Origin of the sequence: Subtercola boreus, from assembly GCF_003399635.1 — a bacterium.
In the GTDB taxonomy this organism is placed as follows: domain Bacteria; phylum Actinomycetota; class Actinomycetes; order Actinomycetales; family Microbacteriaceae; genus Subtercola; species Subtercola boreus_B.
Window position 1 is genome coordinate 1 of sequence record NZ_NBXB01000069.1, and the last position, 588, is coordinate 588.

Below are 588 nucleotides of genomic sequence, written 5' to 3' on the forward strand. Positions count from 1 at the left end.
ACCCGCGAACGACGCAGCAGGTACCGTCACGACTCCTTTCCCACCGATCGCTGATTCCCGATCCCACACCAATGTCTTCGGCACCATCCCAAGGCCGCTGATCAGCTGCCACATACCCGCGATCAGATCCCCGGCCTGCCGCGACGGCAGCATCGTCGCAGCCGAGAACCTCGAGAACCCGAGCGTCATCACCAGCACCGGCAACATCATCAGCTGGCCGTGCCCGACAGGGATCCGCGGTTCCGGGAACCACAGATCACACTGAGCGATATCACCAGGCTTGTACACCGTCCGATCCGCCGGATCGACACCGGCGTACTCCGGCCGGATCTGACGAATCCGGTCCTTCAACGTCGTGATCGAGTACTGCCACCCAATCCGTTCCGCGATAACCGTCGCCGGCATCCGAGGGAAATCCTTCAACAGCTTCCGGACCTCGACCTCGACACCATCAACCAGCGACCCCGCCCGTGCCCGCTCGTACCTCGGCGCCCGCTCCGACGCCAACGCCGCCCGCACCGTGTTCCTCGCGACCCCCAGCAACCGCGCTATCTCCTTGATCGGAATGCCTTCCGACCGATGCAACCT

General features: G+C 63.9%; 1 pseudogene. It reads right to left on the reverse strand.

What is annotated here, in order from left to right:
* Positions 1-588, reverse strand: a pseudogene (locus B7R22_RS18280) (IS21 family transposase); the annotation flags it as partial.